24 protein-coding genes are annotated in these 23860 nt (G+C 59.7%); 7 read left to right on the forward strand and 17 right to left on the reverse strand.

From position 1 onward, the window contains the following. Position 1: 1 nt before the first annotated feature. Genes QZ196_RS09785 through QZ196_RS09820 form a run of 8 tightly spaced genes read right to left on the reverse strand, consistent with a single transcriptional unit; the run spans position 2 to position 6714 of the window. Complete coding sequence (locus QZ196_RS09785; protein WP_296425904.1) at positions 2 to 310, reverse strand: hypothetical protein; 309 nt, start codon at positions 308 to 310, stop codon at positions 2 to 4. A 1-nt stretch (position 311) separates the two neighbouring features. Continuing rightward, positions 312 to 830 carry a phage baseplate assembly protein V gene (locus QZ196_RS09790; RefSeq protein WP_296425905.1) on the reverse strand — a complete coding sequence of 173 codons (519 nt, stop codon included), beginning with the start codon at positions 828 to 830 and terminating at the stop codon, positions 312 to 314. Between the two features lie 16 nt (positions 831 to 846). Continuing rightward, a complete protein-coding gene (locus QZ196_RS09795) occupies positions 847 to 2001 on the reverse strand; it encodes a hypothetical protein (protein ID WP_296425907.1) in 1155 nt (384 codons plus the stop codon). After that, entirely contained in the window at positions 2001 to 2282 is a 282-nt protein-coding gene (locus QZ196_RS09800) for a hypothetical protein (RefSeq protein WP_296425908.1), read from the reverse strand. The genes QZ196_RS09795 and QZ196_RS09800 overlap by 1 nt, the downstream gene beginning before the upstream one ends. An 8-nt stretch (positions 2283 to 2290) precedes the next feature. Then, entirely contained in the window at positions 2291 to 3007 is a 717-nt protein-coding gene (locus QZ196_RS09805) for a hypothetical protein (RefSeq protein ID WP_296425910.1), read from the reverse strand. After that, a complete protein-coding gene (locus tag QZ196_RS09810; protein WP_296425912.1) occupies positions 3000 to 4931 on the reverse strand; it encodes an AAA family ATPase in 1932 nt (643 codons plus the stop codon). Before QZ196_RS09810 ends, QZ196_RS09805 begins: the two co-directional genes overlap by 8 nt. Continuing rightward, positions 4928 to 6325 carry a Pvc16 family protein gene (locus QZ196_RS09815; RefSeq protein WP_296425914.1) on the reverse strand — a complete coding sequence of 466 codons (1398 nt, stop codon included), beginning with the start codon at positions 6323 to 6325 and terminating at the stop codon, positions 4928 to 4930. Before QZ196_RS09815 ends, QZ196_RS09810 begins: the two co-directional genes overlap by 4 nt. Positions 6326 to 6327: 2 nt before the next feature. Beyond that, positions 6328 to 6714, reverse strand: a complete 387-nt coding sequence (locus QZ196_RS09820) for a hypothetical protein (protein WP_296425916.1) — start codon at positions 6712 to 6714, stop codon at positions 6328 to 6330. Between the two features lie 195 nt (positions 6715 to 6909). Here QZ196_RS09820 and QZ196_RS09825 point away from each other — a divergent pair, with 195 nt between their 5' ends. Beyond that, positions 6910 to 7137 (forward strand): hypothetical protein, encoded by a 228-nt coding sequence (locus tag QZ196_RS09825; RefSeq protein WP_296425917.1) that lies wholly within the window; start codon positions 6910 to 6912, stop codon positions 7135 to 7137. Between the two features lie 144 nt (positions 7138 to 7281). On the opposite strand, the gene QZ196_RS09830 is transcribed toward QZ196_RS09825, so the two are convergent. The 3 genes from QZ196_RS09830 to QZ196_RS09840 are packed head-to-tail and all read right to left on the reverse strand — an operon-like array spanning position 7282 to position 10945. After that, positions 7282 to 8019, reverse strand: a complete 738-nt coding sequence (locus QZ196_RS09830; RefSeq protein ID WP_296425919.1) for a hypothetical protein — start codon at positions 8017 to 8019, stop codon at positions 7282 to 7284. Positions 8020 to 8038: 19 nt separating this feature from the next. Beyond that, positions 8039 to 8539: a phage tail protein gene (locus QZ196_RS09835; protein WP_296425921.1), complete on the reverse strand. Its 501-nt coding sequence runs from the start codon at positions 8537 to 8539 to the stop codon at positions 8039 to 8041. A gap of 15 nt (positions 8540 to 8554) precedes the next feature. Next, entirely contained in the window at positions 8555 to 10945 is a 2391-nt protein-coding gene (locus QZ196_RS09840; RefSeq protein WP_296425922.1) for a phage tail sheath subtilisin-like domain-containing protein, read from the reverse strand. 625 nt (positions 10946 to 11570) lie between these two features. On the opposite strand from QZ196_RS09840, the gene QZ196_RS09845 reads away from it, so the two are divergent. From QZ196_RS09845 to QZ196_RS09865, 5 genes are read left to right on the forward strand one after another with little or no spacing between them, the layout of a single operon-like run. Next, on the forward strand, positions 11571 to 13646 hold the full coding sequence (locus tag QZ196_RS09845; protein ID WP_296425924.1) for a hydantoinase/oxoprolinase family protein: 2076 nt from the start codon (positions 11571 to 11573) through the stop codon (positions 13644 to 13646). Beyond that, a complete protein-coding gene (locus QZ196_RS09850; protein ID WP_296425926.1) occupies positions 13643 to 15328 on the forward strand; it encodes a hydantoinase B/oxoprolinase family protein in 1686 nt (561 codons plus the stop codon). Before QZ196_RS09845 ends, QZ196_RS09850 begins: the two co-directional genes overlap by 4 nt. Then, positions 15325 to 16530, forward strand: a complete 1206-nt coding sequence (locus QZ196_RS09855; protein WP_296425928.1) for an FAD-binding oxidoreductase — start codon at positions 15325 to 15327, stop codon at positions 16528 to 16530. Before QZ196_RS09850 ends, QZ196_RS09855 begins: the two co-directional genes overlap by 4 nt. Further along, positions 16527 to 17306: an aldolase/citrate lyase family protein gene (locus QZ196_RS09860; protein ID WP_296425930.1), complete on the forward strand. Its 780-nt coding sequence runs from the start codon at positions 16527 to 16529 to the stop codon at positions 17304 to 17306. The genes QZ196_RS09855 and QZ196_RS09860 overlap by 4 nt, the downstream gene beginning before the upstream one ends. Then, positions 17306 to 18142, forward strand: a complete 837-nt coding sequence (locus tag QZ196_RS09865; RefSeq protein ID WP_296425932.1) for an NAD(P)-dependent oxidoreductase — start codon at positions 17306 to 17308, stop codon at positions 18140 to 18142. Before QZ196_RS09860 ends, QZ196_RS09865 begins: the two co-directional genes overlap by 1 nt. 121 nt (positions 18143 to 18263) lie before the next feature. Here QZ196_RS09865 and QZ196_RS09870 read toward each other — a convergent pair whose 3' ends face one another. From QZ196_RS09870 to QZ196_RS09890, 5 genes are all read right to left on the reverse strand, one after another. Further along, positions 18264 to 19421 (reverse strand): bifunctional diguanylate cyclase/phosphodiesterase, encoded by a 1158-nt coding sequence (locus QZ196_RS09870; RefSeq protein ID WP_296425934.1) that lies wholly within the window; start codon positions 19419 to 19421, stop codon positions 18264 to 18266. Then, positions 19405 to 20613 (reverse strand): diguanylate cyclase, encoded by a 1209-nt coding sequence (locus tag QZ196_RS09875; RefSeq protein WP_296425936.1) that lies wholly within the window; start codon positions 20611 to 20613, stop codon positions 19405 to 19407. Before QZ196_RS09875 ends, QZ196_RS09870 begins: the two co-directional genes overlap by 17 nt. A 100-nt stretch (positions 20614 to 20713) precedes the next feature. After that, the gene (locus QZ196_RS09880) at positions 20714 to 21139 is read right to left on the reverse strand and encodes a DMT family transporter (RefSeq protein WP_296425938.1); all 426 of its coding nucleotides are present in this window, start codon (positions 21137 to 21139) and stop codon (positions 20714 to 20716) included. Beyond that, a complete protein-coding gene (locus QZ196_RS09885) occupies positions 21136 to 21600 on the reverse strand; it encodes a DMT family transporter (RefSeq protein WP_296425940.1) in 465 nt (154 codons plus the stop codon). Before QZ196_RS09885 ends, QZ196_RS09880 begins: the two co-directional genes overlap by 4 nt. A gap of 12 nt (positions 21601 to 21612) precedes the next feature. Further along, on the reverse strand, positions 21613 to 22068 hold the full coding sequence (locus tag QZ196_RS09890) for a hypothetical protein (protein WP_296425942.1): 456 nt from the start codon (positions 22066 to 22068) through the stop codon (positions 21613 to 21615). Positions 22069 to 22325: 257 nt separating this feature from the next. On the opposite strand from QZ196_RS09890, the gene rpsD reads away from it, so the two are divergent. Then, a complete protein-coding gene (rpsD, locus tag QZ196_RS09895; protein WP_296425944.1) occupies positions 22326 to 22946 on the forward strand; it encodes a 30S ribosomal protein S4 in 621 nt (206 codons plus the stop codon). 107 nt (positions 22947 to 23053) lie between these two features. On the opposite strand, the gene QZ196_RS09900 is transcribed toward rpsD, so the two are convergent. Next, complete coding sequence (locus QZ196_RS09900; protein ID WP_296425945.1) at positions 23054 to 23854, reverse strand: DUF2145 domain-containing protein; 801 nt, start codon at positions 23852 to 23854, stop codon at positions 23054 to 23056. Positions 23855 to 23860: the final 6 nt, after the last annotated feature.

Raw genomic sequence — 23860 nt, forward strand, 5'->3', positions numbered from 1 at the left:
CCTATACCACCTTCACCCGGGTATCGGGGGTCTGGACCAAGATGGGGCCGCCCGGATATCCGGTTGATAAGATGCTGATGCCCTGCGCTGTCTGGTTGATCACGGGCAGGCCACCAATCGTTGCGCGCAGGCTGCCGCTGACCCAACTGCCCGTGGCCGTTGGCAGGCCGTTGAACGTGATCGCGTCACCCAGCACACCAACCGGCAGGCCGGACGCGGTGACCCGCAGATTGGCGCTCAGTTTCGCGGTGGCGGGCGATGACGTACTGTCAACGATCCCGGACGCCATTGTTTGCACACTTGTTGTCATCTTATGTCACCTTCATTGCACCTTGCAGCACGTCATACCCGCTGGCCGAGAGCTGCACTTTGTTACCGTTGGCATCGCTGGTCACCTGCGGCGCGGTGATCGTGATTTCACTGTCGGTCAGGGTGATCGAAATGTTGCCACGCTCGATTGTGATGCCATCGCTTTCGTGGATCCGGATCGTGCCGCCTTTGGTCTTGAGAAACATCAGCTCCGGCACCGCGTCAGCCGCAGCGATCTGTCCCTTTTCCCAGAAGCAACCGGTCCAGATCGGCTTGCTGGCATCGCCTGCCGCAAATTCAATCCATACGCTCGCTTGGTTGGGTGGCAGTGCAAAGAAACCGACGGTCTCACCGGCATAGGGTGTGGCGGGCAAGGCCCAATCGGTGATCTCCTGCTGGCCGACGGTAAAGCTGACCTGCAGCCGCCCACGTTTTTCGTCATCCGTATTGGAAACGACCTTGCCGGGATATTTCCCGAAATAAAGCGGTGACCGCGTACTTCCTGAGGACGGCATGTTCATCGCGGGTTCCTTTCCATCAGTTCGGCGGCAGCTGCACGTTGGTTTCTATTTTGGCATCCATGAAATGGTTCACCCCGTTGATCACATGGGTCACACGGGCGACACGAAACGGCGTGCGCGCGTTTTCACCACCGATGCCTGCGACAGCGACCACCTGATGCGGCTCCAGAATGCCGCCCAGCATGTGGCGGGTGGTCGAAATTTCAGCGCTGACAAAGAAACCCGCGTCGCGCAGGGCCGCCTGATTGCTGCGGCGCATGTCCTGTGCGGTGCCGCGTGGGCGGGTGGCCATCTGCCGGCTTGGCGCGCGTTGCGCGAGGCCTTGCCCGGTGCCACCCATCGGGGCCGCCTGATCGGTGACGTCAATCGGATCAGTGCCGCCATCTGTGAGGTTCTGGGCATTGGTCGATACATTCGTCGGGCGTTCGGCGTCCACGGTCAGGTCGAATTTGGTCAGGTTCGGGCAATCCGCAATAGGCACGTTGTAACGAAGCGTGAGCGCATCATGCGCCAGCGGCAGGACCGGAGGCGTCCCAAAAGGTGCGCTGTCTTGCAGCTGCGGCGATGATTTCCAATGCGCCGTCTCGGTAATCGCAAGATTTGCGGGGGGTATTTCGCGTGCCGCACTGTAGCTGACCCAGAAGTGATAGCCGTGATCGGCACCTGCCTTGGTCAGAAACTCCAGATCATTGCTGCGCTGCGCCAGCGCGTTTCCGTTCAGGTCATAGACTTCTTCGGTGCGCTGCACGTCCGACACGGGATAGGTATTACCAAGCAATAGCTGCGCCACTTCGGATGCCCGGCCCGACCAGTTCTGGTCGCGCACGACGCGGGCCAGTTCATCCCGGCGATCCGGCCCAAGCACGGTAAAGGTCGATCCCGGTCCACCGCGCGTCATCACGGTTTCATGGTCCAGGATAACGCCGCGGCACAGGCAGGCATATTGGTCATTGCCCCGGTCCACTGTGATCGACACGATTTGGCCGATCTGCAATTCCGGCAGGCCCGCCTTTTTCAGCCGCCCGTCCTCGATGTCGTCCTGAAACCGCACGGCAAAGCGGGTCGGCTGGTCCAACGTCTGCTCGACCCGCACTTCGACGATGCACGATAGCAGATCGGACGAAAACAGCCGGTTGTCGGTGCCGCCGGCAAGAAGCAGATCAAAGCCCATCAGCCTTCCCTCGGTATCTTGACCGATGGCCCGGCAAGGGCAGCATCGGGCAGCAGGCGCCTGTTGTGATGTACAATCGACCAAAAGCCATTTGGGTTCTCAAGGTAGTGCCCGGCCAGATGATCCAGCCGCTGATGGTCTTTGAGCAGATGGTCACCCAAGGGGGGCCGGTCGGGCAAGGTTGCCGCAGAAACAGCCGTCACCTGACGGCCCCGGCTGTCGGTTGTCTGATAGACGGACCCATAACGGGCGTAGCGGCTCTTGACGTCAAAGACGGACATGTGACCCCCTAAATCGGTAGCAGCGAGCTGACGGCGCTCGCTGCATTGGCTAGGTTGAGGACGGCGCTTGCATCTTCGCGCAGGCGGGTGAATTCGTAGGCGGCAACCGCGATCTTGCCCGCGCGCGAGTTGGTGCAGCGGAACATGTCCGGCGTCATGACTTCCATCTCGAGGCTGACGGTCGCCATGATCGGGTAAAGCGTGGGCGAATGCATTTTTTCGTCCACCGAAAAACTGGTGATACGCACCGGCAGCACGACCCGCTTGCCCAGTACCAGCAGCGTTGGCGCCACGGTTGGCCGCTTGGCTTCGCCACCACCGATCCCCGCCAGATCCTTGAAGCTGGATGTCAGATCGCCGATCAGTCCCTCGCTGGCCTGCACCAGCTTGCGCAGGGCGGCCAACTGCGGCTCAATCCCGAATTGTTCATAGACCGGGTGCCCCGCACCCATGCCATCGGTGGCGTCGAATTCAAGCTGAAAGCCGGTGAATTTTTCGGGTACGTCAAACGGCTGTACCGTGGGTGCCTGACTGCCGCGATCCGCATCGTCCACGGCCATCGGGTTCCACGGTTCCAGTGACCGTGTGATGGTTTCGGGGTTGTATTGAAAGGTGACGACATTTGGCAAGAATCCGACGATGTCTTCAAGCAACTGGACAAATGATCCGTTCAGCAGTTTGGGCGCACGCGAATAGCCATTGGTGTAAAGCAGGGGATCAGGCATAGGCGCGGATCCTTTCACGTTCGCGGGCACCCAAAGCGCGCCCTTCTTTCATCAATTCCCGTTCGGCGGCACGCAGGATCGCCACGGCATCCAGCGGGACATTCTGGCGTTGCACGGCGAAAAATGCCGACAGCAGCGTCGTTTTGATCTGTGCGCCGGTAATCTCGAGGCTGGTGCCAAGGATCGGCCACAGCCCTTCAAGGGCTGCGGCGTTGTCCAATGTCAGCGCGGTGGCGGCATGACGCCAGATCGCGATACGGGCGTCGGCCGCGGGGCGCGGAAATTCAAAGCTGTAGCGGATACGCCGCAGGAACGCGGCATCCATATCGGACTTGCGGTTGGTGGCCAGCAGTGCGGTCCCCTCGAACTGGCCTTCGATCAGTTGCAGCAGGTTCGTCGTGTCGGCATTCGCATGGCGGTCGTTGCTATCCTTGACGTCGGTACGGCGGGCGAACAGCGCTTCGGCCTCGTCAAAGAACAAGACCGCATCAATCTGGCGGGCGCGGGCGAAAATGCTGCTCATGTTCTTTGAGGTTTCACCGATGTATTTTGAGACGACTGCGGTGCAGTCAATCCGGTACAGATCGACACCCATTTCGCGCGCGACAACCTGTGCGGCCATCGTTTTGCCAGTGCCGGGGGGGCCATGGAACAGGCCGACAAGACCACGTTCACGGGCAAAAAGGCGGGCCATTGTCGGTGCGGCCCAAGCGTGTTGACGGGTCCGGGCCTCGTAGGCGAGATCACGCAGTTCGCCTGACAATGCGTCTGGCAAGATCAGGTCATCCCAGCACAGATCGCCGGTCATCCGGTCAGCCAGTGCGCCCATCGCGGCGGCCTGCGTCTGATTTGTCGCCTCGATTGCCTCGGCATCGGTTTGAGGCGCGATCCGGGCCAGTCGGGCAATGGCGTCGGGGGTCAGTGCCGCGCGGGTAGCAAGCAGGTCATGGGTGGCATCGGTCCAGTCAGCCGCAGTCGCGATGCTGGCGCGGATCATCACGCGCCGCTCTTGCGGTTGCATCTGTGGCAAATCGACGGCGAATGGTGCCAGCGGCCCCGGCTCTGGCGTTGGGTCACCGGGGCTGCGGGTGAGGACCTGAAATGCGGGGGGGACCCGGCCCAAGGGGGCCAGATCACCCGCGGGTGGGGCACTGCGCCACACAAGTGCGGCGTTGGATACAATGGCCAGTCGTTGAACAAGGGCCGTGTCATCGCGGCTCCACGGTGTGCCACCTGTGCCGGGATCGACCAAGATCACCTGCTGATCGAACGCGCGGGCGATATTGGCGGCAAACGTGGCGCGACCCGAGCCCGGCAGCGCGTTCACCGTCAACAGAACCGGCGTTTCACGGGCGAATGTGCGTTCCAATTTGGCGACAGTGTCGGTCACGGGCCAGTTCGATAGGGGTGGCAACGGCGCGAGAAACTGTGCCTTGCCGGTCAGACCAAGCGGGATTTCATACAGACCCGACATCCATGCCCGGATCGCGGGATCTGCAACAAGGGCAGGCGGCTCTCCGGGTTGGTCGGCCTTCACGTCGATCAGGCGCCAGCGCATCAATGCGCTGGACTGGGACAGCAGCACCTGCCCCGGGCGGGCAAACAGGATCGAGGCGAGCCATTCCGTTGCCCAGCCGCGCCCCGTCACCTCGTGATATCGGTTGAGCAGTCTCGGGTCGCACTCAGGTGCCAAGCAGGTCATCAGCACGGCGCGATCCGCCTCGGTCGCGGCGAAGGTCGTCATGAGCGCATCCAGCACGCTGCCGCCGGGTTGATTGCGAAGTCGGGCGTCTGCCGCAGCAACCTTTTGCACCGCAGCCTGCGTGTTGTCGCCCCCGATCAGCCGATCCAGCCGCGTCGACACACAGGCCACGATCAGTTCAAATTCATGGGTATGCGCCATATCGGACGATTGCACGGTCATGGGATCACCAGCCAGAATGGCTGCGCATCGGCGCCATCCACCACGACGCGCAGGGCATGTTCGCCGGGCGTGTTATCGGCCGGATCGGGTGCATAGGTCAGGCTGTGGTCCGCGATCACGAATGTGCCGGGATCTGTCAGCGGGCCCGTAACCTGCGTGTATGGGCGGCTATTGACCGACAACTGGATATCCAATTCCGGTGCCAGCGTCGGATCCGGCGGCGCCGGGCGGCCGCGGGTCAGCAACCACGTGCCGCCCAAATCCAGCGTTACCCGTCCGGTGCCATTGTCGCGGACTGTTGCGGCAATGTGCGGCGCGACGATAAACGGGCAGGTGTTGGCCCGTTCCGCTACGGTGTGGGTAATGCCGTCGCGGTCAAACCGCCGGTCAACTTCCCAGCCGATGGAATAAATCCCCGGATAAAGGGCCAAGCCGACAGCAGGCCCGCCATCGGGTGGGGCGGCCATCAGCGCATTGCCCATGGTCACCATCACGCTGTCATCGGCGATATCCAGCGCCCAGCCTTGTGGTGTGTTCAGCGCCATATCGACGGGGATGCGGCCACCGGGAAACTGGCGGGCCCAATTGGGATGGGTCAGCACCAGCCGCTGCGCGGTGCCGACAGCAAAGGCGCGCCCCGTCAGCGTCAGCCGGTTCACCGCAGGTGGCGCAGCGGTTACCGGGCCGACCCGCGCGGGGCTTGCCGTCAGCGATGCAGGCGCGCCCCCGACGCTGGGCGGCGGGATGAAGTGAACCTGTGAACTGGTCGCATTGATTGCAGGCGCGTTTCTGGGCATCACGTAGCTGCCGACACTCAGCACCAAACCGGGCAGGCGGGTCGGCGGGTCGGCTGCAATTTCGGCGGCCGTTACCTCGTAATAGCAGGACGGCTTGACGGTGATCTGGCTCTCATTGGCCCAGAAGTTCAGCGCCTCACCCGGTGTCAGTTGAAGCTGGGTGATGCTGAAGCTGTTGTTCTGGCCCCTTATTTCATCGGGCAGCACGATCTGGCCCGCAACACGGGTGCTGTCGTCAATCACCGGATAATCATGCATTGTCTTCATCGCATAGCCCAGCAGCCGTTGTTCAGCGAGCGCGTTGAAATCACTGTCAACGACGGTATGCGCGGTCAGGATGTAGTTCAGCACCAGTGTCAGCGGCGACGTGGCAATCGGGCGGCTGCCAGAGTGCTGTTGCGGGCGAAATCGGTTCGATCCATCCGGGCTGACGTGATAGCAATACAGGCTCAGCACATTGGCGGCACCGACGACCTGCTCGGGCGGCAGTGTCGAGATGCTGAGCGTGCCGCCCAACGTGGGTTCCAGCAGCGGCATGTTGAAATTCAACAGGCGCTGCAGCGCGACGGTGGTTTGCGACAAGTCGAGCAGTGGCATTCTCAGACCTCCTGCCGTGATTGCCAGCGCCCGGCACCGCGTTGTGACAATGGCCCGATGACCGATTGCGCCGCAGCGGTCATCGCTTTGGGTGGTGGCGCGGGCGCGACCGGGACGTCGCGGATGCGTTCTATGATCCGCTCGGGGGGCGGTGTGTTGGCGGGCTGTTGCTGTGCGGGCGGCGGCGGCAAGTCAACACGCCGCGCAAACGGGGATGCGCTTTCGCGTGCTGTCGGTTGCAGCGGTGTTTGCGATTGCTGCGCGATGGGCGGAGGCGCCGGGGCGGGGGTTGGGGTCGGCGCGAATTTTGCGGCGGGCACCACGTTTTGCTGACCATCGACCCGAGCAGGCTGAAACTGATCCGGGGTGATCGCTGTGGGGTTGCGCATGACGGGGGGGGGCTGCTGCCGGGATCTGCGTGGCGGCTGGCGACTGTGCCAAGGGGCGGTGTTGCGATTGCTGCTGTGCCGTTGGTCGTGGGTGATCACCTGTGCGCAGATCCTGAATTGGTGGTGGTGCCGTCGGTCGCGCGGGTGCAGGCAGCGGATCGGCTTCGACCAGACGCTGTAGCAGGCTTTTGACTGGTGACGGCTGTGCGGGGGGTGGCACGGCGGCGGCTGCCGGTTCTGGGTTCGGCATCTGCGGCGCGGGACGCGGCGTTGCCTTTGCAGGCTGCTGCGACGGGTCGGTTTGCGGTGCGGGCCGATGTTGTGGAACCTGTGCTGCAGGGCGCGGCGCTGGTACGCGCGATGTCGGCGCGCTGGGCGCGGTTTCGCCATGCGGCGCTTGCGGCGGCAGTGGCGCTGGCGTGAACGGATCAATCAATCCCGGAAACATGCCCAGCCGTTGGTCGGCCGCCAAGATCGGCGATGTTGCAACGGTTGAGACCACCGCCGGGACAGAGACTGACATGCCCATCGCGGGTGCCGTCGCTTTGAAAAGGCGTTGGATATAGGTCATGATGCGCGCCGGATCTGTACCGCCCCTGCCTCACGTTCGGCGATCAGTAGCCGGGCGTAGGTCTGGCGGTCGTGTCTGGTCAGGCTGTGAATTTCGGCCAAGCTCCAATGATAGGCGCTGGCAATCAGATGCACTTCGCGTGCCAGAAATGCGCGGTCGCGCTGCATTGAGGCCTGCAGGAACCCGGCCATCGAAAACGGGGTCGCTTGGACCGTGTCGCATTCCGGGCAGGTACCCGTCAGGTCAAGTTCCAGCGCGGGGTCCGCACCCTCGAGCGCGTGTTCGGCGGCTTGTGGATCAGGGTCGGGTCCTGTCAGCACAAGACGGGCGATCAGATCGTCCGGGGCACCCGTGAAATCGCGCATCTGTGGCAGGCGCAGGCGTGTGTCGCCCAGCGTAATCGCAGCGGGATCGCCGCTGGCAGTGCCATCGGGCACACGGCCAGCTGTCAGCGCCGCGAGTGAAAAGCGAATCTCGTAGGTTGCGGCGCAGCCTGCGCACACGGCATCCGCCTGTACCACGTCGCCGTACAGCTGGCGAAACAAGGCGGCGATGGCACGGTCGCGGTCGCCGATGGTCATCTGCGCGAGTTCTTCCCCATGCACCAGACGCTCTCCGGTCAGTGCCAGTCGGCGCAACAGATGATCCGGCGCTGCCGCTGCGGCCTCGTCTGCGCCGGTCAGCGGGGCTAGCACGATTGCTTTCGCGCCGCCCACACCGAAACAAAGATCCACCCTGTCCCCCGACATGGGACTAGAACTCGGCCGTCTCGACGACCGCCTCGTCCAGTTCCCAACCCTCATTTTGCAATGTCAGGGATTGAATCGCCACGGCGTTGTCGTTGGATGACAATTCGGGCATGGCCGTATAGGCCGACGGCCAGCAGCGGTAGATTTTGTACGACCGCACCGGCACACCCTGCAGATTCATCAACGTCACCAGAATATCCTTGCGGAAATCCTTGAGGCTGACACCGCCCAGACCTTCGGGGCTGTAGACCTCGTTCGCCCAGTTGTGGAACACGGGGTCAAAGGTGACCCCCCGTTCCAGCACCATGGGTTCATGGCTGGTCAGGCCGGGGCTGTGGTATTGGTGGCTGATCGCGTTGCCGGGGCGGTGGCTGACCACCTCGGTCGAGCGTGAAAGCGCGCCGACCTTGCTGACGCCCGCAACCACGCGGCCGCCCACGACGACCTGGAATAGAAAGGTCCGATAAGGATCGTAACGCTTTGTGTTGACTGAAAATTCTGCCATTGTTCCGTCCTCCCCTTAGACCTGAACCTGTCCGGCCAACTGCCGAACGGTCAAAACCACAAACTCGGCCGGGCGCAGCGGTGCGAATGCGACTATCACATTCACCCGGCCCAGATTGATGTCGTTCTGTTTGGTGGTGCTGGCATCACAACGCACCTCATAAGCGTCTGACGCCTTGGCCCCCTGAAACGCGCCCTGCCGATACAGATTTTGCATAAAGGCGCCCGCCGCGAGCCTGATCTGGGCCCATAGCGGTTCGTCATTGGGTTCGAAAAGGGCGAACTTCAGCCCACGGTACAGGCTTTCCTCGATGAAGAGGGCGGTGCGCCGTACAGGCACGTATTTGTAATCATTTTCGCCGGAATTATCGAAGCCGGCCATTGTCCGTGCGCCCCAAACGACGGCACCGCCGGAAAACTGCCGCAAGGTATTGATGGCCTGTGGATTGGTCACGCCGTTTTCTGCGTCTGAAATCGGATGTTCTAATCCGGTGGTGCCGATGATTGACGCCTCAAGCCCTGCCGGGGCCTTCCAAACGCCGCGCCGGGTATCGGTGCGCGACATGATGCCTGCAATTGTGCCCGCCGGGTCCACGGGACTGTGTGACGATGCCACATTGATCCGCGGCCAATAAAGCCCGGCATGATCCGTAACGGCCCCCAACCGCAGGTTTGGGACGCCGGTCGATGCCGCATCCACTGTGGTCCAGTCCGCCCGTGGGTCCACGATCAGAAACGCCCGTTCGCGTTGGCAAAACGCGCTGGCGGCCCCCCACAGCAGTTGCCGGGCGTCGTCACTTTGACCTTCGCAGCGGGGCAGGGCCATCAGGTTGAACAGGTCCACCTCGCTTGCGACGGTGGCATAGACCGCGTTATAATGATCCGGCCCCGGCACACCGCCGTTATTGCCCGGCGCGCCCGGTGTCTGGTACACAACCGCGCCGCTTGATCCCAGTGAATAGGCCTGCGTATTCGCCGCCCGCGCCGCCAGCGCAGGCCCGTTCGCCCCGCCCAGATCGTAGCCGCCAGCCGACGTTAGCACAGCCGTCGCGCCGGTATTGGCATTGCCGAAATTGGGCCGCATCGTGATGCGATACCCCACGCGGCGCACGATCCACGCCTGCCCGATCCCGGCTGCCAGCGATGCCGCGAGCGTATCAAGATGTGACCTTGTGTTGCGCAGTGATCCCACCCCGGCCGCACTGGTTCCGCCGGTGATGAACGTGGTGCCGCTGCCGGCAAACGCCGGTGCCGTCGCCGAGACATACGGCGGGTTGCCGCTGCCATCGGCAAAGGTCCAACTGGTCAAATCGGCGCGCGTCGCCTCTGCAAAATCCACCAGCCGCGAGAAGTCGGCATTTTGTGTAAATGCGCCGCTGTTGCGGGTATGCAATTCCGTCGTAAAGCCCGAGGGGGCAGGGCGGAACCTTGAATAGCGCCCGATTTCAATGCCGCCAGCGCCATGGCCCAGTTGAAGTGCGGCGGCAGCATCTGACTGTGCGGCCGATGTGACGACGACACTGTCGGTTGTCCCGCCATTTGATGTGATGCGGATCGCGCGATTGGCGCCAAAGCCTTCCAGCGTAAAAAGCACGCCGCCGGGCTGGCCATTGCTGACCAGAGCGGCGTTGACCACAGCGTTTGCATCAACCAGCCAAGCGGCCAGCGTGGCCGCAGGTGACGGCAAGGTTGCCGTGACAGGCGCGCCCCCATCAACCGCAACGACCAGTCGATCACCCGCTGTCAATGCCGTGTTCAGATCGGCCAGCGCCGCAGCATCTGCAGACGGCAGCAGCATTGCGCTTTGCGAAAAACCGGCATTGGTCGGCGCTAACGCCGCACCCGGCAGCGCTGTGTTCACCAGTGCTGAGCCCTGCGTCAACATGGTCACTGCATAGCGTGGGCTGTTGGGGTTCATGCTCAGATGACTGAAAAATTCGTTCTCGGACAACTGGGTGGCACCGTTGGCATCCACTGAACTGCGGTAGAGTTCCATGTTGAAGGTCAGTTCCGGTGTCGGCGTGTCATAGTCAACAACGGCGCGAATTTGTTGCCCCAACGTGCCTTGGCCTTTTGCTGTCAGCTCCAGAATGCCGGTGCCGGCTGGATTGCGCAGCGTGACGCTTGCGGCTTCAATTCCTGCACCGGCAACGCGCGTGATAATCGCATCCGCGCCGCCATTGAGAAAAAACTGGCGAACTTGCGGGACCAGTTCGCCATAAGCGGTATCACTGCCAAACGTGTCTTCGAACTGGTCGATGCCGCGGATCGGCACCGGCCGTCCGACTGCGCCTTTGCGGGCCATCCCGACAAAAAGCGTGGTCGAGGTGGCCACCCCTGTGATCGTTCTTACACCTGATGATTGTTCTTCGACATAGACGCCTGGATAGGTAAGTCTAGCTGGCATGATAATCCCCCAAATCTGCGCGTGTTTGGGCTTGGCGGACGGTCAAAATACGTGTGCACGGAACCAAAAAAAATACCATCAAAAAGTGCCAGAAAATACGGCGACAGTCTATCAAGCTAATGGGCCGCAACGTAGCATGGAAACGATGATCTGCCTAGCGGGTTCGTTGCGGGTAGAAAAAACGCCCGTGCCTAGGGCACCTTTTTTTGATGGATAATTGCAGTATCATCTCGAAAATAAAGACAAAAACCCGCGTCGATGCTTTGCAGCTTTAGCGTGCATTTTGCCTTTGATGTTGCGCCGATATGGCGTGTTTCCGGCCGCTGCCGGAGCCACAAGAAACAGCCGTTTTCTGCGTTGATTCTCTGCCGTTTGGCGGGGCTTTTTTGGCGTGAAATTTGATGCCCAAATCGGTGTCGAATTTTGCTGCAATGTGGGCCGATCCGCCCTGAATTCCTGTCATGACGGAAATAGCAGAAACTTTAGAACCAGCCCCGTAGCCGTGATCATCATGATCCGGGCCAGCGCAATTTGCCTTGCGCCTGTGCCTGCGGGCGATCCGATTAGTGATGGAAGTCGCCACATGCTGGGGCTAGGGTCCGAACAGAAAACTCTGGAGGCTCCAATGCAGAACCACATCCGCATGGGCGTTGATATCGGTGGCACCTTCACCGACGTGGTGCTTGAAGTCGGGTCCAATCAGGTCTCGACCAAGGTGCTGACGACCTATACGGCGCCCGAAGACGCGATTATCGACGGCTTGCATCAGGTCTGCGGCAAGGCCGGGGTCAGCCCTGCGGACATTTCCCAGATCATCCATGGGACCACCCTTGCGACCAACGCATTGATCGAACGGCGCGGTGCCAAGACGGCGCTGATCACGACCGAGGGTTTCCGGGACGTGATCGAAATGCGCACCGAAAGCAGGTTTGAGCAATATGATCTGAACCTGCAGTTGCCGGAACCTTTACTGCCGCGTCAGCATCGGTTTACCCTGTCCGAAAGGGTCGATGCGCAGGGCAACGTCCTGATCGCGTTGAACGCGGCGGACATTGCCGCACTTGCCGATCACATTGCCCCCTATGGTTTCGACAGTATCGCCATTGGCTTGATCCATGCCTACCTGAACAATGCGCATGAACGGATGATCCGCGATGTTCTGGCCGAAAAGCTGCCCGGCGTCATGATTTCGCTTTCGTCCGAAGTGTCGCCGCAGATGCGTGAATACGAGCGTTTCAACACGACGGTCGCCAATGCGTATATCAAGCCGCTGATGAAGTCATACCTTGGGCGGCTCAAAGGGCGTCTGGCCGATGAAGGCAGCGCATGCCCGATCTTTCTGATGCATTCTGGCGGCGGTATCATCAGCCTTGAAAGTGCAGCTGAATTCCCGGTTCGGCTGGTCGAATCTGGCCCCGCTGGTGGTGCGGTCTTTGCGGCCGACATCGCTGCGCGTTACAAACTGGACAAGGTTTTGTCTTTTGACATGGGCGGCACGACGGCAAAGATCTGCCTGATCAAAGACCAAACCCCGAGAACCGCCCGCGTATTCGAGGTTGCGCGTACCTACCGCTTTAAAAAGGGGTCCGGCATGCCAATTTCGATCCCGGTGATCGACATGGTGGAAATTGGGGCCGGGGGTGGCAGCATCGCGCATGTGGATGCGATGCGGCAAATCCGTGTCGGCCCGGAAAGCGCCGGATCAGAGCCGGGGCCTGCATGTTACGGACGTGGCGGCGAACGACCTGCGGTCACCGACGCTGACTTGATCCTTGGCAAACTCGACCCGGATAATTTCGCTGGCGGTTCCATCCAATTGCACGCGGATGCCGCTGCCAGGGCGCTGGAGACGTTGGGTGCGCCACTTGCCATGGATGCCCAGACCGCCGCCTACGGCCTGACCGAAGTTGTCGATGAGAATATGGCGAACGCGGCACGTGTCCACGCGGTCGAGAATGGCGAAGACCTTGCCGATTACACGATGATCGCATTCGGTGGCGCGGCACCGCTTCATGCGGGCCGGCTCTGTGAAAAGCTGGGCGTGAAGCGACTGCTGGTGCCCACAGGGGCTGGCGTCGGTTCGGCCATCGGGTTCCTGCGCGCGCCGTTCAGTTTTGAGGCGACGCGCAGTGTTTATATGAAGCTGTCAAACTTTGCCCCCGATCCGGTCAAGGCACTTTTGGCAGGCCTGGAGGCCGAAGCGACAGGTTTCGTACGGACCTGCGCCGCGACCGCCGCGATCCATTCTGAATATAAGGTCTATATGCGCTACACTGGGCAGGGCTGGGAAATTCCCATTTACCTGACCGCCGCCCAAGCCGCCGATCCCGACGCAGCGCGCTTTCAACAGCTGTTCGAGGCCGATTACACAACCCTGTTCGGGCGTACCGTGGCGGGCATGGACATCGAAATTACCGTCTGGGCGGTCAACGCAACCACCGAGGCTGCCAAACCGCAAACGCTTGCCGTAACGCCGGTTGGTCCCGCCGCGACGCCGCAAGCAACCCGCCAGCTTTTTGACCCCGCATTGGGGGAAATGGCCCAAGCGGCGGTCGTCGCACGCGGCAGTTTTGATGCGGGGCAAACCGTCGATGGGCCGGCCTTGATCACCGAAGACGAAACCACGATCATTATTCCCACCAGTCGCACGGCCATCGCACGCCCGGATGGCACCATCGACATCACGCAGGTAGCACCATGAGCAATGTCGCCTATCAAGTCATGTGGAACCGCCTGATATCGGTCGTCGAAGAACAGGCGCAGGCGCTTGTGCGCACGGCCTTTTCCACCTCTGTCCGCGAGGCAGGCGACCTTTCTGCCGGGGTCTATAATGCGCAGGGTCTGATGCTGGCCCAAGCGGTCACGGGGACCCCGGGTCATGTCAATGCGATGGCCGACGCAGTACCGCATTTCATCCGGCGCATCGGCGCGGATAATATCAAGGAAGGCGACGTCTACATCACCAACGACCCATGGGAAGGCACCGGCCATCTGCACGATATCACCGTCGTCAGCCCGTCGTTTCATAACGGGAACCACGTTGGCTTTTTTGCCTGCACCGCCCATGTGGTTGATATTGGCGGGCGCGGATTTGGTGCCGATGCGGCAAGCGTCTATGAAGAAGGGCTTTATATCCCGATCATGAAATTCGCCGACCAGGGTCGGGTTGATGAAACCCTGATCCGCATTGTGCGCGGCAATGTCCGCGAACCCGATCAGGTCGTCGGGGATATCTATGCGCTGGCCACCTGCAATGACATCGGCCACCGGCGGCTGGCCGAAATGATGCGGGAATTCGGCCTTGATGACCTAGGCGGGATCGGTGACTTCATCCTCGAAAACTCGCGCCGTGCGACGCTGGAACGGATCGCAGCGCTGCCGCGCGAAACCGCGCGCGGGGGCATGACCATTGACGGCTTTGATCGGCCCATCGATCTCAGGGTTGAACTTACCATTCAGGCCGATCATATAACCTGCGATTTTACCGGCACCTCCGGTCTGGATAAAAAGGGGATCAACGTCCCGCTGGTTTATACCAAGGCCTATGCCTGTTATGCGCTGAAATGTGCGATTGCGCCGGAAATCCCCAACAATGCGGCGTCGTTGGCGCCGTTTGTGGTGACGGCCCCGGTCGATAGTATTGTCAACGCGGTTCACCCGGCGCCTGTCGCGCTGCGCCACATCATCGGGCACATGATCCCGGACACGGTTTATGACGCGCTGGATCAAATCCTGCCCGCGACGGTGCCCGCCGAAGGGGCAGGGTGTCTGTGCAACTTTCAGGTGTCGCTGCGGCCTGCCCCCGGACACAAAGGGCGCAGGTCCGAGGTGCTGACCTTTAATTCAGGCGGGGCTGGCGCGCGGCCATCGGTGGACGGGTTGAACGCGACGGCGTTTCCATCCGGCGTGATGACCATGCCGATTGAGGCGACTGAGCACACCGGCCCGGTGATCATCTGGCGCAAGGAATTGCGCCCCGACAGCGGCGGCGCTGGTCAGTATCGCGGCGGGCTGGGGCAATTCATGGAGGTCGGACCCGCACAGGGGCACGAATGTGATTTCTCTGCGATGTTCGACCGGGTCCACCACCCTGCACGCGGGCGACAAGGCGGCGATGACGGTGCGCCGACAACCATTGCGCAGGACGATGGCACGTTGATGCAGGGCAAAGGCAAGCAATTCATACCAGCCGGGCGGCGTGTCATGCTGGCACTTCCGGGGGGTGCCGGCTATGGGCCTGCGGGCCTGCGCGATCCGGGTCTGATCAAACGGGATCTCGCACGCGGCTATATTTCGGCCCAGGCGGCGATGCGCGATTACGGGCTGACGCAAGCCGACGTGGATGCCGTCGCGGCGTCGGTCGCACGTGGGGAAACCGCATGACGCAGGCACCGCAGAAAACCAGCTATGATGTGGTGATCGTCGGTGGTGCGATGTTTGGATCGTCGGTCGCGTGGTTCCTGACGGACAACCCGGATTTCAACGGCTCCATCCTTGTCGTGGAACGGGATCCGACCTACGAAAGCTGCTCTACCTCGCATACGAATTCGTGCATGCGCCAACAGTTCAGCGCCCCGATCAACGTGCGTGTCTCGCAGTTTGCCGCCGATTTCGTAAAGAACTTCCGCCAATATATGGGCGGCGACGCGCGTGTCCCGCAGCCGCGCCTGCATAGCTTTGGGTACATGTATCTGGCCGATAACGACGCCTTTGCGGCAACGCTGCTGGCCAGTCAGAAAATTCAAGCCGCCTGTGGTGCGGGTACCAAACACATGACCCGCGATGAAATCGGGGCCGCCTATCCGTTTTATTACCTTGATGATATCATCGCGGGAAATCATAATTTGGTGGACGAAGGCTATTTTGATGGCAACACCCTGTTTGATTGGTGGAAACGATCCGCTAGGGAACGCGGCGCCGAATATGTCGCCAATGAAGTGATCGCCATGAACCGCAACTCCGGCGGTACCCGCGTCGAAAGCGTGATCCTGAAATCGGGCGAGGTCATTGGCTGTGGCACAGTCGTGAACGCCTCTGGTCCGCGGGCCGTGCTGACATCCCGCATGGCAAGTATCGAAATCCCGGTCGAGCCGCGCAAGCGATATACCTTCATCTTTGCTGCGGAAAAACCTCTTGACCGTGACCTGCCGCTGACTATTGATCCGTCCGGTGTACACATGCGGACCGATGGAACCTATTACATGGCCGGGTGCCCACCCGATGACGATCACGCCGTCGACTACACTGATTTTTCGCACGATCACAGCATCTGGGAAAACAAGGTCTGGCCGATCCTTGCCACCCGCATCCCGCAGTTCGAGGCGATTAAATTGCGCAACTCCTGGGTGGGGCACTATGCCTATAATACCTTGGATCAAAACGCGATTCTGGGGCCGCACACCCATGTCGAAAACTTTGTCTTCGTCAATGGGTTCTCCGGGCACGGGTTTCAGCAATCTCCGGCGATGGGGCGCGGCACCGCCGAGTGGATCACATATGGGCAATACCGCACGCTGGATCTAACCCCATTTCATTTTGACCGGATCGCAAAGGGCGAGAAATTCGTCGAAAAGGCGGTCATATGAAAACGCCCCCCAACGCATTCCTTGCAGCGATCGGAGCGGGGCGCAAACAGATCGGGCTTTGGGTCAGTCTGGCCCATCATTATGCGGCAGAAGTCGTGGCAGGTGCCGGTTATGACTGGCTGGTCGTGGATATGGAACATGCGCCGGGCGACGTATTGACCACGCTGGGTCAATTGCAGGCAATCGCCTCCTACCCATCGACGGCCATTGTGCGCACGCCATGGAACGATCCGGTCATGGTCAAGCGTTTGCTTGATATCGGTGCGCGGGGCATCCTGTTTCCGATGGTGCAGTCGGCTGAAGAGGCGGCGCAGGCCGTGGCCGCGACCCGCTATCCGCCGCATGGGGTTAGGGGCGTTGCCGGAGCGATCCGGGGAAACCGCTTTGGCAGGATGACAGATTATTACGCCCGGGTAGACACAGAAACCTGCGTATTGATCCAGTTGGAAACCCAAAGCGCAATAGATCAGGCCGCTCATATTGCCAGCGTGAACGGTGTTGATGGCATCTTTTTCGGGCCCGCAGATATTGCCGCTGATATGGGGCTGATTGGGCAGCCGATGCATGCTGATGTCTGGGCGCGGATCATGCCCGCTGCGCGGAAACTGATGGACTTGGGCGTGCCTGTTGGTACGCTTGTCACTGATCCGGGGTTTGCCGCGAAATTGTTCAACGATGGCTTTACCTTCGTCGCTTGCGGCACCGACACGGGGCTGTTGGCCAAGGCCGCCGATACACTTCTGGCGCAGATGCGCCAAACGACAAAGGAAACATAATGAAAAAACTTGTCCTGACCGGGGCCGCTGGCCGCCTTGGATCATATCTCCGCGAACCGTTGACGCGGATGTGCGACACGCTGGTGTCTACAGACCGTGCTGCCGAGATCGGCAAACTCTATTCCGGCGAAACCTATGTGCAGGCCGATCTGACCGACCTTGCCGCGATGGAGGAGATACTCAAAGACGCTGATATGGTTGTTCATTTCGGTGCCATCGGGGACGAGGCTGCGTGGGACGACATCCTACAATCCAACATCGTCGGTGCCTATAATGTGTGGGAAGCGGCCTACCGCAACGGGGTCAAGCGGGTGGTTTATGCCAGTTCTGTGCATGCGGTTGGGATGCATCTGAAAACCGATACCATCGGCCTTGATGCGCCGCACCGGCCCGACACCTATTACGGGCTTGCAAAGTGTTTTTGCGAAGACCTTGCCAGCCTCTATTGGGACAAGCGCGGCGTGGAATCTGTGTGTATGCGGATATTTTCGTGTGCGCAGGCCAATAATGCCCGCAGTATCGGCACTTGGCTGTCGTATGATGACCTGATCCATTTGGTGGAACGTGCGATCGACAGTCCTGTCGTGGGGTTTACGGTCGTCTATGGAATCTCGGACAATGACCGGGCGGTCGTGGATAATTCCAAGGCCGGGCATCTTGGTTATCGGCCAAAGGACAACGCGGAACAATTCGCTAAAGCGGTCTTTGCGGCTACCCCGCCGCTGGACAACAAGGACCTTGCCAATCTGTGTATTGGCGGCCCTTTTGCGACGGTCGAGCTGGGCAATTCTGGCGTGGCAACGATGGGCGTGGTGGATGATCGCAAAACAACCTGATTTGCAGGTCGCCCGCGCCGGGACGTGGCAATCTGCGGTTTGAATGCATTGAAAGGTTTTCGTTTTGGTGGTGGCCTGCCGACGGTCGGTTCGGTTTTGCCGATCCGGCCTGATGCGCCCACTATTGCTGCGCGGCGGTTGCTGCGCCTCTGTTGTTATATGTCGTCATATTCTGTGCCAGTGCCGCCGCCGACATCGGCTGTGAAAAGAAGTAGCCCTGCAATTCGTCACAGCCTTTTTCGCGCAAGATTATGGCTTTTTCTTCACTGTCGACGCCTTCGGCAATGACTCTGGCATTCATCGAACGTGCCAGTTCGATGATCGACGACACCATTTGACCTGCCCGTTCACTTTTTCCCAGCGGAGAGATAATTCTTCGGTCAATTTTCAAGGAGTCCGGTTCGATGCTCAGGACGCTATTGATAGAGGCATGGCCAGAGCCGAAATCGTCGACATCCACCTTAAAGCCCATATCCTTGAGGGTATCTATCGCCATGACAAGGTGTTGGCTGGCATCTTCATACGAAATCGATTCCAGAATTTCGAAGACGTAGCCTTTCCGTTTCTCATGAGGAATCAATTTCAGATGCTGCAGGAACAGTGGATCAATGATCCGTGACGCGCTCACATTGAATGCGACACTTGGCAGGATAATCCCCGCCGTTTTCAGCACCGCGACGGCCCGTTCGGCCGCTTCAAAAATTACTGTGTCAAGTTCGGCTTCCAAGCCAAGCTGCTTTGCTATTCCCAGAAATTTGATGGGGCTCAGGACACCATCAATAGGATGCTCCCATCTGGCCAAGACTTCGACGCCCGATAGTTTCCAGGTGCGTGCATCATGTTGGGTCTGAAAATACGGAACAAATTCGCCGTCACCAAGTGCCTGCATAAACCGATCGGCAAGCGCTCTTTCTTGTTTTGCCGCTTTGCGCATATCATTCGAAAAGTTGACGATTTTCCCCCGACCGTCGGCCTTGGCTTGATAAAGCGCGGCATCGGCATTGCTGAGAAGTTCGCTGGGCGCAGTAATGCTGGGGTCGCCGATGGCGATGCCAAAACTGGCCCCAAAAATACATCGCTTTTTGCCATAGCTCACCGGATGTTTGATGGCATGAAGCAGACGCGAGGCGAGTATTGTGGCGTCCTGCAATTGGGTGCCGGGTGCGCAAAGCACGACAAATTCGTCACCGCCAACGCGGGCTGGCAAATCATCCTCGCGTGTGTGTTCGGTCAGCAGTTTTGCGACGATGCGCAGCACATGGTCACCAGCCAGCATCATGGCCAAGCACATCATTGACCTGTTTGAACCGATCCAGATCAATACGGATCAGCGATGCTGGGCCGATTTCCATCTGCGCGTGTAGCGCGACATCAAGCTGTCGCCTGTTGGCCAGCCCTGTCAACGGGTCGGTCAGCGATTGCCGTTCAACGGCGTCTTTGGCTTTCTTGAGCGTTCGCGTGTATTCACGCTGCTTTCTGGCATTGCGTACCGCGTCGGTAATGTTTGTGCGGGTAATGACCTGATCACCAAACTCCGTCTGACTGAACCGCACCAAGACATGTCGGTCGTCTGAAATTTCCAACTGTACATCATCATGGTCAGACCGCATCTGCAGCACGTGCCCCGAAACGAAATCAGCCGTGTCGAGACCGTTTGTCTGGTAAAAACCCTTGTCCGCCGCGTCATTCATGATCTCGATGGCTGTCATGCCGTCGCGGATGAACGCGGGGTTCGGATGTGACAGTTCCCGATACCGATCATTGCAGGTCAGAAGAACCCTCTCCTTGTTGAAAAGCGCAAAACCATCAGACGATGCCTGTATGGCAAGCGAAAACCGCTGCGCCATGCGCTGCATTTCGATCGTTTGGTCGGATTGCGACCGCCACGCCCGGACAAGTTTCGCCGCGACCAGACTGAATAACAGCCCTAACCCGGTGCTCGCGATTAGTGTCGATATCTTGACCAGCAGGCCCAGCTTGCCTTCGATGATGTCGACAAAAGGTTGAAATGCAAAACTGTCCTCCCGCATCCGCAGCAATCCGCGTTTGAAGTAGAAGACAAGGTAGGGGGTCGTTTGCACAATGTGCCGGGCATCATTACTTTCGATCAGCCCGTTGAGGCGCGCCAAAAGCAGTTCAGAGGTTCTGATATCATACTTGCAGATATCCAGCGCAGATCCAACGCCAAGCCAGTGAAACGCTCTGGTTTCGAGTGCCGACAGGTTTGCGACACACCAGATTGCCTGTGCCTGTGCGGCTGCAACATGCGCGCGCAGCACTTCTATTTCGGATTTCTCCAATTTGGGATGTTCTTCGAGATAGTCCATGGCGCGTTGCGTTTCGCTCAGATGGATAAAGTTGTTCTTGCGGTATTCGCTGGCAAGTTTCAAGTAGTGATAGCCAAGAAATGCGATCCCTGTTGAAAGAAGCAGGATCGCCGCAAACAGGCCGAGCATTCTTGTAAGCGCCATTTTTTGCTCTGCCATCTATGATTAAGCTAAAATTACATTACTCTCCCTATACGGTATGTATTGATGGGCGGTAAAAATATCTCAGCGGTCTTGCGGCAGGTTATGATTTGCGGCCTTGCCCTGACTTGATCCCCAACAGGATCAATGCCACGCCTGTCACCTGCGCCCACAGGTTGCCGGGTGTGCCGGTCATGATATCCAGCGCCACACCAGAAATCATCTGACCGGCAATGATCAGGATGGCGGTTTGCGCGGCCCCGAGCCGGGAAATGAGCCAGCTGCCAGCCGCGATGAAAACCATCCCGACGGGGCCGCCCAAGAAGGCCCACCATGGGGCCGCCTGCGGTTGCCCGGCAAACAGCCCGCCGAACAGCAGGGCGGCAAAGCTGAGGAACGTCAGCCCCACGACATGATTCCACAATGACGACTCCGTCGCGGATGTCGATAACGCCAGCCGACCGTTTATCTGGCGTGACAGCGACACCAGCACACCGGCAAGTATCGCAAGACCGGCAAGCCAGATCATGCGCCGCGCCCAAAGAAGATCAGGATCATGCTGCCAGCGATGATCAGGGCCAAAGATTTATACTCCTGTCGCCCCGGCAGCCGCTTGGGTAATCCAAACAGCCCGCGCATATCGGCAAACAGGCTGAATATCATCTGCCCGACAAGTCCCAGCGCGATGGTCCCTGACAGAGCCAGGGCCGTGTTCACAGTGAAAGACGTCAGCATGACGGTGAATGCCCCTGATACGCCGCCCAGATAGGTCCAGATGGGTGGGCGCGCCATCGCGGCGCGTCTTGGTCTGAGGACCGCCAGCATGATCAGGGCCGCGCACGTCCCGGTCAGGTGCGGTATCCACGATGCAAAAAGTAGTGAGCCGTAAATCGCCAAAATGCCGTTAAATTGCACCATCAGTGTTATCAGGCCGCCAGCGGCAACGGCCGCAGCAAAATGGTAGAACCGGGGTGGAGGCATGTCGGACATGACCGTTCATGTCTAGGTTTCTGGCCCCACGCGCAATCCGTGTTGGGCACGGATGCTGCCAAAATGCTGCATTTTGTGCTGTGGCCGCGATGTTTTGATCCGTCGCAGCTGGGTCACCACCGCTTTGTGATCGCCGCGCAAGTACATTGCGGCATGTCTGACAACCCATGCCGGCAGGACATCTATCGCATAGGCAAAAAGAACGATGCGCTGCTCTGCCTGTGTCAGGGCCTCGAATGGGAGGGTGCAGTTTTGTTTGCGCATCAGGTCAACCGCCAGCGGCATCAACGCCGAACCGGCAAGGTCGGTTGCACCAATCTCCGGTGCAACCGCGCTTTCTGCGATCGCCGATTGAAAAGCGGCGGTCACTCCTCGCTTGAGGCGGTTGAACTTGCGTCTCACCACATAGTCAAGCGTGAGCCACACCGCCGCCACACTGATTAACAAAATACTAACAAAAAGGGGCATCTTTGAACCTCATTAACGCCCCAAGGCCTGATATAGCCCCTCGGTGTGGTTACATTTAGACATAAACTGTGCATTACTGCGACACTTGTAAAACGCCACATGACCAGCTTTGGAATAGAGCGTTGACAGGGCGGGATTCCTGCTTATAAGCCCAACATTCATTGGTGTTGGTGGACTGCGCAAGCAGAACCCTGTCGTCCCGGCAAAATCCGGGGAAAGGACAACGCCCTTCATCACATACAGAAGGAGATCAGCGTATGACTAAACGTACCGCTGCCAAACATAAAATTGACCGTCGGATGGGTGAAAACATCTGGGGTCGGCCGAAATCCCCCGTTAATCGTCGTGAATATGGCCCCGGTCAGCACGGCCAGCGCCGCAAAGGCAAGATCTCGGACTTCGGGATACAGCTGCGTGCCAAGCAGAAGCTCAAGGGCTATTACGGCGACCTGACTGAAAAGCAATTCCGCCGCATTTATGGCGAAGCTGAACGCGTCAAGGGTGACACCGGTGAGAACCTTATTGGTCTGCTCGAGCGTCGCCTGGATGCTGTCGTATACCGCGCCAAATTCGTGCCGACTGTTTTCGCAGCCCGTCAGTTTGTGAACCACGGCCACGTGACCGTGAACGGCCAGCGTGTGAACATCCCATCCTACCGGGTCAAAGAGGGCGACGTGATCGAAGTCCGTCAGAAGTCCAAGCAGATGGAACTGGTCCTTGTGGCAAGCCAACTGCCAGAGCGCGATGTGCCTGATTACATGGATGTTGATCACTCGAAGATGATTGCGACATTCGTGCGCACACCGGGTCTGGGCGACGTGCCGTACCCAGTGACGATGGAACCAAATCTGGTTGTCGAATTCTACGCCAAGAACTAAGCCGTTCCGGGTATTGATTTGCAGAAGGCCGCGCCGTTTGGCGCGGCCTTTTTGTTTGGCGTTTCATGGGTTCGGGCCGCCGTTGCTGCTGCACAATGGCCCATGGCTCAGAAACGCACGGCGCGTTCTGGCGTGAGGCGATATACCTCTGCGGTAAGTTGACTGGCCTGCATGAACCGCGCGATCGTGCCAAACGTAGCAGTCGCCACGACGGGCCCGTGATCCACCGTTGTCAGCGCGGCGGACGCGATCGTCGCAAGCGACCGCTTCAACCCGTTCACGGGAATAGTCTGCGGTGTGAAATGGGCGCCAATATCGGCCTTGATCTGGTTTATGTCCTGCGTGCCATAAATGCTTGCCATCAGCACGTTCAGGGTATGTTCGGTGCAATTCTGGAATTGGCGCGTGGCGGGGTTTGCCAGTACCGAATAATTTGGGTTGTGCAGGGCGGCGTATGTTGGGCTCGCAATGACGGCGAGCAGCTTGCGTTGCAGTCTTGGGTCGGGAATGATGATGCCTGCATCAAGACGGTGGGCACCAGCGAAGAAATCAGCAGGGCTGTCCTGGATCAGATCGCTGCGGGTCGGCGCGTCGGCCCGTTGATACAGGTTGTAGACGCGGTAGCCTTGGCCCGTGGTGCCATCCGCCAGCGTGATCTGGGAATAGACCCAAAATCCAACATGGGTATAGGTGACGCCATCAGGCAATTGGGACGGATCGCGCCCCATCCGCGCGACGATTGCGACTTGTGCGCCGCGCGCAGCAAGGTCTTGCTGGACCCGATTGGAAAATGCGGCAACATCGGCGGACGGCAGAACTGAGTCGCCTGCCTGACTGCTCCCCGCGACCGCAAATGCGGGTGTGATGGTCAATAGGACGGCAAAAAACACAAAAATAATACGGATCATCGTGAT

This window comes from Yoonia sp. (assembly GCF_017854565.1).
Lineage (GTDB): Bacteria > Pseudomonadota > Alphaproteobacteria > Rhodobacterales > Rhodobacteraceae > Yoonia.